At 61.5% G+C, this 9,274-nt stretch carries 7 protein-coding genes and 1 tRNA gene; 2 read left to right on the top strand and 6 right to left on the bottom strand.

Going from position 1 to position 9,274, the window contains the following annotated elements; translation table 11 throughout:
* Positions 1–48: 48 nt before the first annotated feature.
* The 4 genes from araD1 to chvE all read right to left on the bottom strand — a co-directional run bounded on the left by araD1 (position 49) and on the right by chvE (position 5,361).
* Complete coding sequence (gene araD1, locus EOA19_RS26380; RefSeq protein ID WP_128305266.1) at positions 49–1,041, bottom strand: AraD1 family protein; 993 nt, start codon at positions 1,039–1,041, stop codon at positions 49–51.
* Positions 1,042–1,346: 305 nt separating this feature from the next.
* Positions 1,347–2,639, bottom strand: coding sequence for a multiple monosaccharide ABC transporter permease (mmsB, locus tag EOA19_RS26375; RefSeq protein WP_023813876.1), 1,293 nt, complete (start codon positions 2,637–2,639; stop codon positions 1,347–1,349).
* Entirely contained in the window at positions 2,636–4,168 is a 1,533-nt protein-coding gene (gene mmsA, locus EOA19_RS26370; protein ID WP_128305265.1) for a multiple monosaccharide ABC transporter ATP-binding protein, read from the bottom strand. The genes mmsB and mmsA overlap by 4 nt, the downstream gene beginning before the upstream one ends.
* Positions 4,169–4,290: 122 nt before the next feature.
* Complete coding sequence (gene chvE / locus EOA19_RS26365; protein ID WP_128305264.1) at positions 4,291–5,361, bottom strand: multiple monosaccharide ABC transporter substrate-binding protein; 1,071 nt, start codon at positions 5,359–5,361, stop codon at positions 4,291–4,293.
* 311 nt (positions 5,362–5,672) lie between these two features.
* Between chvE and EOA19_RS26360 the strand changes: the two genes are divergently transcribed.
* Both EOA19_RS26360 and EOA19_RS26355 read left to right on the top strand, forming a co-directional pair.
* Complete coding sequence (locus EOA19_RS26360) at positions 5,673–6,662, top strand: LysR family transcriptional regulator (RefSeq protein ID WP_128305263.1); 990 nt, start codon at positions 5,673–5,675, stop codon at positions 6,660–6,662.
* A 222-nt stretch (positions 6,663–6,884) separates the two neighbouring features.
* The gene (locus tag EOA19_RS26355; RefSeq protein WP_023813880.1) at positions 6,885–7,121 is read left to right on the top strand and encodes a hypothetical protein; all 237 of its coding nucleotides are present in this window, start codon (positions 6,885–6,887) and stop codon (positions 7,119–7,121) included.
* 2 nt (positions 7,122–7,123) lie between these two features.
* On the opposite strand, the gene EOA19_RS26350 is transcribed toward EOA19_RS26355, so the two are convergent.
* Positions 7,124–7,197, bottom strand: a tRNA-Gly gene (locus EOA19_RS26350).
* A 77-nt stretch (positions 7,198–7,274) separates the two neighbouring features.
* Positions 7,275–9,188, bottom strand: coding sequence for an acyltransferase family protein (locus EOA19_RS26345; protein WP_128305262.1), 1,914 nt, complete (start codon positions 9,186–9,188; stop codon positions 7,275–7,277).
* Between the last annotated feature and the right edge of the window lie 86 nt (positions 9,189–9,274).

Raw genomic sequence — 9,274 nt, 5'->3', positions numbered from 1 at the left:
CTCTGTCGCCTTTGGCGACATCTCCCCCTCAAGGGGGAGATCACCCTTTCAAAGCGCCTTCACCGCCACCTGCACCGGCTGTTCGATCTCGAGCGGATTGCGCAGCGGCAGACCAAAATCCTTGGCCTCGATCTCGAACACGTCGCCGGCTTCAGTACTGATGCCGTCGGCGAAGGACAGCGTCGCCGTACCGAACATATGCACATGCACGTCGCCCGGCTGGCGGAAGGCCGCGTATTTGAAATGATGATGTTCGAGATTGGCGATGGTGTGCGACATGTTCGCTTCGCCGGACAGGAACGGCTTTTCCCACAGCACCTCGCTGTCGCGCACGATGCGCGAGGTGCCGCGGATGTCGGGCGGTAGGTCGCCGATCAGGATCTCCGGCCCGAACGAGGCGTTGCGCAGCTTGGAATGGGCGAGGAACAGATAGTTCACGCGCTCGGTGACGTGGTCGGAAAACTCGTTCGACAGCGTGAAGCCGACGCGGAAAGGTGCGCCGTCATCGCCGATGACATAGATGCCGGCCACCTCGGGCTCTTCGCCGGCGTCCTTGGCAAAGGCCGGTGACAGGAGTGCGGCACCTGGCGCCACCGCCATCGTGCCGTTGCCTTTGTAAAACCATTCCGGCTGCACGCCGATCTGGCCGTTCGCCGGCTTGCCGCCCTCCAGCCCCATGCGGAACATCTTCATGGAATCGGTGAGCTGCTCCTCGCCGTCGGCGCTCAGCTTCTTGTGCATGGAATCGCGCGTCGCCGCCGAGCCGAGATGCGTCAGCCCGGTGCCCGTCAGGTGCAGATGCGCCGGATCGGGGTGGTTGATCGGCGACAGCAGCCGCCCCTTCTTGTAAGCGGCCTCGAGATCGACTGTCTCGCCAAGCCCCTTGCGTTCGATCAGCGCGACGAGGCCGACGCCGGTACGGGCGGCCTCCATCGCCAGCGAATAGACGCTGCGGGCGCCATTGATGATCCGGGTCTTGCCGCCATTGCGGGCGACGACGCGGATGGTCTCGGCGTCGTCAAGGATCTGGGAGATCAGCATGATGAATCCTCTCTCATTTGCCTTGGCAGGACTGCCAAAACGGCAGACCTTGCTCGGCGCGGCCGGGACCTCGTCCATGCCACGGTTTAAATTCTCAGTTCGGATTGCGCTCGCGGGCCTGGTCCCTCAGGGACTTCTGTTACCGGCGGGTTGCCGGCAGCGCCGCGATCGTATGCCTCCTGCTTGCCTCGACTAGAGCAGTTCACCGTCTCACGGAAACGGCAAACCGCTCTAACTCATTGTCTTGGTGCAATTCCGGGCGGAAAACCGTTTCACACTTTTCCTGGAATTGCTCTTAAGCCCGTTCAAGCCTTGTTCTTGTTGTAGACGTCGAAGATCACGGCACCGAGCAGCACCAGGCCTTTGACCACCTGCTGCCAGTCGACGTTGACGCCCATGATCGACATGCCGTTGTTCATCACGCCCATGATGAAGCCGCCGACCACCGCGCCGATGACCTGACCGACGCCGCCCATCGCCGAGGCGCCGCCGATGAAGACGGCGGCGATGACGTCGAGCTCGCTGCCGAGGCCCGCGGCCGGCACCGCCTGTCCCAGTCGCGCCGCGATGATCAGGCCGCCGAGCGCCGACAGCACGCCCATATTGATGAACACCATCAGCGTCAGCCGCTCGGTGTTGATGCCCGACAGCTGCGCGGCCTTGGAATTGCCGCCCATGGCGTAGATACGGCGGCCGATGGTCATGCGCTTGGTGACGAAGACGAACAGCGAGATCAGCACGCCCATGACGAGCAGCACCACCGGCAGGCCCCTGTAGCTGGCGAACTGGTAGACCAGGAACAGGGCCAGCGCGCTGCCGACCAGCGTCTTGACGACGAACAGGGCAAAGGGCTCGGCCTCATAGCCATGGCGTTCGCGCTTGCGGCGCGTCCTCACCCCGAAATAGGCATAGGCCAGCACGGCGATCAGGCCCAGCACAATCGTCGTCATGTGCAGCGTCAGGCCGCTGCCCATGATGGTCTTGCCGGCCGCGTTCACCGTCGGCGGGATAAGCGTCAGTGGCCCGATGACATCCGGAATGAAGCCGGAGCTGAGCGCCTTGAAGCCATCGGGTAGCGGCCCCACCGAGGATCCGCCGCCCAGCAGGGCCTGGCAGATGCCGCGGAAGATCAGCATGCCGGCCAGCGTTACGATGAAGCTCGGTATTCGGTGATAGGCGATCCAGTAGCCTTGCGCGGCGCCGATCGCGCCGCCCACGATCAGGCAGATGATCGACACCACCAGCGGATTGCTGAACGGGCCGAGCGGCCAGATGACCATCATCATCGCCGCCAGCGCGCCGATGAAACCGGCGACCGATCCGACGCTGAGGTCGATATGGCCGGAGACGATCACCAGCAGCATGCCCAGCGCCATCACGATGATGAACGAGTTCTGCTGCACCAGATTGCTCAGGTTCACCGGCTTGAACAGCGTTCCGTTCGTGGTGAACTGGAAGAACACCATGATGGCGATCAGCGCCAGGATCAGGCCGTACTCGCGCAGGTTCGTCGCCAGCGCCGAGACGGCGATGCGTGGACCCTGCTGCACGTCTTCGGCGACTTTGCTCTGCGGGGCGGGGGCGCTTTCGGTGCTCATGCTGCTTTTCCTTCTCCCCGAACGATGGCGCGCATTATTTTTTCCTGGCTTGCTTCCGCTGCGGGCATTTCGCCCGCGATGCGCCCTTCGTTCATGACGTAGATGCGGTCGGTGATGCCGAGCAATTCCGGCATTTCCGACGAGATGACCACGATCGCCTTACCCTCCGAGGCGAGGCGGGCGATGATCGTGTAGATTTCGTACTTGGCGCCGACATCGATGCCGCGTGTCGGCTCGTCGAGGATCAGCACATCCGGGTCGGCGAACAGCCATTTCGACAGCACCACCTTCTGCTGGTTGCCGCCGGAGAGATTGCCGGTCATCTGATAGACGCTGGAAGCGCGGATATTGGTCTTCTTGCGATAATCGTTGGCAACGGCGAGCTCGCGCATGTCGTCGATCACGCTGTGGCGCGAGACGCCGCCAAGATTGGCCAGCGTGATGTTGTGCTTGATATGGTCGATGAGGTTGAGACCGTAGGTCTTGCGGTCCTCTGTGACGTAGGCGATGCCGTGTTGGACCGCCTTGCTCACCGAGGATACGTCGACCGGCTTGCCCTTGAGCAGCACCTCGCCGGAAATGCGGCGGCCGTAGGAGCGACCGAACAGGCTCATGGCGAATTCGGTGCGGCCAGCGCCCATCAGCCCGGCAATGCCCACCACTTCGCCCTTGCGCACGTTGATGTCGATGCCCTTGATCACCTGCCGCTCGGCATGGATCGGGTGATAGACCGACCAGTTCTTCACTTCGAACACGACCTCGCCGATATCAGGCTCGCGCGGCGGATAGCGGTCGTCGAGTGAGCGGCCGACCATCGAAGTGATGATGCGGTCTTCAGAGATGTCCTTCTTGGCCAGCGTCTCGATGGTGCGCCCGTCACGGATCACCGTCACCTTGTCGGCGACCCGGTTCACCTCGTTGAGCTTGTGCGAGATCAGGATCGAGGTCATGCCTTGCCGCTTGAACTCGAGCAGAAGGTCGAGCAGCGCCTGGCTGTCCTTCTCGCTCAGCGAAGCCGTCGGCTCGTCCAGGATCAGCAGCTTCACCTCCTTGCTCAGCGCCTTGGCGATTTCGACCAGCTGCTGCTTGCCGACGCCGATATTGGTGATCAGCGTCTTGGGGTCCTCCTTGAGGCCCACCTTCTTCAACAGCGCGCTGGTGCGCGCCTCGTTGGCATCCCAGTCGATGACGCCGAATTTGGCGTGTTCGTTGCCGAGGAAGATGTTTTCCGCGATCGACAGCATCGGCACCAGCGCAAGCTCCTGGTGGATGATGACGATGCCCTTGTGTTCGCTGTCATGGATGCCTTTGAACTGGCATTCCTGGCCTTGGAAGATGATCTGGCCGTCATAGGTGCCGGAGGGATAGACGCCCGACAGCACCTTCATCAGCGTCGACTTGCCGGCGCCGTTTTCGCCGACCACGGCATGGATCTCGCCTTCCCCGACGCTGAGATTGACGTTCGACAGCGCCTTCACGCCGGGAAACGTCTTGGTGATGTCGCGCATCTCCAAAATCGTCGAGGCCATGGGGACTACCGCTCCTTGAGAGCTCGGCAAACATTGCCGGCGAGGTCGGTGACAATACCGGGCTCGCTGGTGAACGAAAAGGGGCCCTGCGTTGCGCAGGACCCCTGACTTTGTAACCGGGGTTACTTCAGTTCGTCGGCCTTGATGTAGCCGGAGTCGACGACCAGCGCCTGGTAGTTCGACTTGTCGACCTCATGCGGCGTCAGCAGGATCGAAGGAACGACCTTGACGTCGTTGTTGTAGGTCTTTTCATCGAGGCCGTCCGGCTTGCCGCCCGAGAGCACCTTGTCGACGAGTTCGACGGTGGCCTTGGCCAGTTCGCGGGTGTCCTTGAACACGGTCGAATACTGCTCGCCCGTGATGATCAGCTTGACCGAAGCGGTCTCGGCGTCCTGGCCGGTCACAACAGGCCACGGCTGAGCCTCGGTGCCGTAGCCGACGGCGCGCAGCGAGGCGGTGATGCCGCGCGACAGGCCGTCATAGGGCGAAAGAACGCCATCGACGCGGCTGCCGTCCGAATAGTTGGCCGACAGCAGGTTGTCCATGCGCGCCTGGGCGGTGGCGGCGAGCCAACGCAGCGTGCCGACCTTGTCCATGCCGGTCTGGCCGGACTTGATCTTGATCGAGCCGTCGTCGATCAGCGGCTGCAGGACGGAGATGGCGCCATTGTAGAAGAAGAAGGCGTTGTTGTCGTCGGGCGAGCCGCCGAACAGTTCGACGTTCCACGGCTTGGTGTTCGGGAAACGCTCCTTGAGGCCCTTGACCAGCGAATTCGCCTGGATCACGCCGACGCCGAAATTGTCGAAGGTGGTGTAGTAGTCGACATTGGCGGTCTTCTTGATCAGGCGGTCATAGGCGACGACGACGACGCCCGCGTCAGCGGCCTTCTGCAGAGCATCCGACAGGGTGGTGCCGTCGATCGAAGCGATGATCAGCGCCTTCGGGCCTTTGGTGATCTCGTTTTCCAGCTGGCTGAGCTGGTTGGGGATGTCGTCCTGCGCGTATTGCAGATCGACGGTGTAGCCGAGAGCCTCGAGCTGGGACTTGACGGCGTCGCCGTCGTTGATCCAGCGCTGCGAGGTCTTGGTCGGCATCAGCACGCCGACCAGACCCTTGTCGGCTGCGTGCGCCGAGTAGGTCATGGCAGCGATGCCAAGGGCCGCGACGGCGGCCAGTGTCTTGATGATTTTCACTTCAACTCTCCCTGTTTGATGGACGCGGCACCCCGGGGGTCGCGGGCCGCGCAATCGTGCAGAAGCGCCAAGGCACTGCTGCCGTCATATCGATCTCCGGTATCCTCCCATGGCCCCGAGACGCTGATTCAATCGATACGATTTTTCTCGTCAGCGACCGTCACGTCTTGGAACGCGCGGAGGGTGTGGGTCTTTGCCATAACTGTCAAATGCGATCTTTGATGGTTGCTATATCGTGGTTGGTATATGTATTGCGACGTGACGGGCTGACCCCGATGTCGGCCTAACACGAGCAGAAGGCAGGGAAAGCGATGGCGCGGCCCGGGAATCTGACAACAGCTTCAAATGGTTACAGAGAAGCACCGGGCGATGGCGAAACCCTGCTGCGCAGCGGTCTCAGTCTGCGTCACATGCGCATGATCGTCGCGCTCGACGACCACAGCCGGGTCAGCGCGGCAGCCCAGGTTCTGAACATTTCGCAGCCGGCGGCCTCGCGCATGATCGCGGAGATGGAGGCGGTGCTGGAGGTCAAGCTGTGCGAGAGGCTGCCGCGCGGTATCACCTTGACGCCATACGGCAAGGCTTTGGCCAGGCGCGCGCGCTCGATCCTGCTGGAGATGCGCGAGGTGGACCGCGAGATTTCCGAGCTCAAGGCGGGCAAGGGTGGTTCGGTTTTCCTGGGTGCCGTGACCGCACCCGCAATCGAGCTGGCGGTGCCGGCAATTCGTGAGATCCGCCGCATCTATCCGCGCATCGAGATCACCATGCAGGTCGAGACCTCCAATGTGCTGGCACGCGAGCTGATCGCCACGCGTCATGATTTCATCATCGCGCGCATACCAGACGATCTCAATCCGCGGCTGTTCGAGTCGCGCGTCATCGGCGTCGAGAAGGCCTGCCTGATCGTGCGCCGGGGCCATCCGCTCACCAAGGGCGAGGCGGTGCGGCTGGAAGAGACCGCCGCCTATGACTGGGTCTTCCAGTCTGGCGGCTCGCCCTTGCGCCAGGCCATGGAGAGCAACTTCCTCAACCGCAACATCGCTTTGCCGGACCGTATCCTGAACACCAGTTCGCTGCTCCTGACCCTGGTCATGGTCGCGCAATCCGATGCCATCGCACCGGTCTCTGTCCAGGTGGCGAAATTCATCCAGAACCCTGACGGGCTGGCCGGCGCCATCGACGTCGTCCAGACCGAATTCGACATCGAGGTCAGGCCCTACAGCCTGATCACGGTGAAGAATCGCGCGCTGTCGCCGGCCGCCAAGATGCTGCACGACTTCATTCTGAGAGAAGTGGGATGATGGCTCGCTCGGGTAAGGTTGTCCGGCGAAAGCACCGCCAGGCCGAGGCTAGAGCAGTTCACCGTTTCACGGAAACGGCGACCCGCTCTAACTCCTCGTTTTGACGCAATTCCGGACGGAAAACCGTTCCTGGAATTGCTCTAGCGAAAGCGAACTGGGAACATTGTTTCCCGCCAATGCGTTCATGATCTTGCAAGGGACGATTTCTTCTGGAGGCTGAACATGCGCAGCTTCGAAATCATCGATCTGCTTTACGTGATCGAGGCCTGCAAGCACGATCGATCGGTCGGGAATTTCGTTTCCATGGCTGAAGGCGTGGAAGAATTGCGGGTGTTGACCGGCGATTTCGTTTCATCGGATGACGTGGCAGCAAACGCCCTCGCAACGGTGGCGCTTGCGCGAGGCTGCTCGGTTGTGTTCGACGAACAGGCAGGCGCTGAAATGGTTCTGACGCCTTAGACTGGAGCGGGTAGAGGGAATCGAACCCTCGCGTTCAGCTTGGGAAGCTGACAAGCTACCATTACATCATACCCGCGTGCGCCCTCGTTACCATGACGGCCCGGCTTCGGGCAATCGCAAAGCGGTCTGTTCTCACGACGGTCGTGCTGCGGATCACGGCGCGCCCGCGGCCGTGAATTGCCGTTTTGCCTCCGCGACCTTATTGCTGGTGGCGAAGCTTGGCCAGTATTTCGAGATGGCCAGCGTCGCGCCGGCGGAAGAGAAGTGGCCATAGTCGAAGTAGAGAAATTCATTGGTCTCGGCGTCGGCGTATGAACAACCGGCCGAGTCGCACAGATACGTCAGCGGATCTATGAAATCGGCCCCTTTGGTGAACGGCAGAACCCGTGCGTTGATGTTCGGATCCATAGCCATCGGCCAGGATGTGGTTCCGGCATGCTCCCGTTTCACCAAGAAAGCGATCTTTTGGACGTCGGCGATGAATTCCGGAGACTGGCCGACGGTATAGACCTTGACCCCCATCTCGCGAAGCCGATCGATCGTCTTCTGCAGGCCGTCGAAGCCCCTGGCCTGGTAGTCGGTCCATCGGCCGCTCAAGATCACCGCCTGGATGTTGGCGTCGCGAATAATCGACAAGGCCCGTTCGTTGAAGCGGGTGCAGGCGGGCCGAGCATAGGAAAAATAGGTCAGGTCGGGCGGACAGCCGGCATAGGTGTATTGGATGACATTGGCCTGGATTTTCTGGGCGTTGGGCTCAAGTCCCGGAACATAATGGGCAGCGAAAGAATCGCCCCACAGCAGCACATTGGTGGCAAAGCCCATTGTACGGGTGCAGTCGGCAAGGTTCCAGTCTTCGATGCGGGTCCCGTTTTCGTTGAAACAGATGCCGTTGCGCCAGTCGCCGACCCGGATACGTTCGGTCGAGAAATCCGGAAACCGTTGCGGGAAACCGTTGCCCAGTGCACCGGCCAAACCACCGGCGCACAGCAGCACGATTGCCGTCGCCGAAAAGGCGAAGATAGGCAGCGGGGCGGTATAGGCGCGTTTGTGGCGGAAGGGTTGCTCGACATATTTCCAGGAGAATGCCGCCAAGGCGAAACTGGCCACCGTCATCGCGATGATCGTTGGCACACCGACAGTCTTCAGGGAGAGATAATGGACGAACGAGTTGATCGGCCAGTGGACGAGGTAAAGCGAATAGGAAATGAGGCCGACCCAGACCAGCGGCGCCAACCGAAGCACGCGAGTGGCGACAGGTGCCGGCCTGTCGGCGTTATCCTGGCCAGCATAGATCAGCAGAGCTGTTCCGATGCAGGGGAATAGGGCATTGTAGCCGGGAAACGGATCGCTGTCCGAAATTATCACAAAGCCAAATGCAATCAGGGCAAAGCCGGCGAGGCCGATCAGGTCCGCCGCCAGCCGACTGGCTAGGACCGGAGGCTTCCGCAACATCAGCATGGCGCCCAGCGCCAGCTCCCATATGCGCGTCGGCAAGAGATAGAAGCCTGCCGTCGGTGCCAGCGAGGTTGCTATGACTGCCAGGGCAAAGCTGCCGACGGCCATCGGCAGAAGTACCGTCAGCCAGCGTTTCGAGACGTATCGGTAGATCAGATAAAGGAGGATCGGCGCGAAGATATAATACTGCTCTTCCACCGAAAGCGACCATGTGTGCAGGAGTGGCCGTAGTTCGGCGTCGATGGAGAAATAGTTCGTCGTTTTCCAGAAATAGATGTTCGACCAGAAGGTTGAGGCGGCGATCACGCTAAGGCTGAATTCGTGGAGATCCGAAGGCAGAAGGATGAACCAGGCGGCAATGCTCGCGAGCAGGATGACGAAGGTCAGCGCCGGCAGGATGCGCCGTGCGCGGCGCCAGTAGAAGCGGCCGATCGAGAACTGGCCCCGCTCAAGATCATCGAGCAGGCTGCCGCTGATCAGATAGCCCGATATGACGAAGAAGATGTCGACACCGGTGAAGCCGCCAGGAATGGCGGACACGCCGAAATGGAAGAGCACGACGGGCAGCACCGCAACGGCCCGCAGGCCGTCGATGTCGCGCCGGTAGTTCATCCGGCCGGCTCGCACACGGCCACCAGGATCCGTGCGGCCGCACCCGACACGCTCATGCGGCGATGCCTTCGGTCGTGCTGAAAATC

The organism is Mesorhizobium sp. M7A.F.Ca.US.010.02.1.1 (assembly GCF_004023085.1).
Classification (GTDB): Bacteria; Pseudomonadota; Alphaproteobacteria; order Rhizobiales; family Rhizobiaceae; genus Mesorhizobium.
The sequence above is the reverse complement of the archived record's forward strand: the minus strand, read 5'-3'. Positions and strand labels throughout refer to the sequence as shown.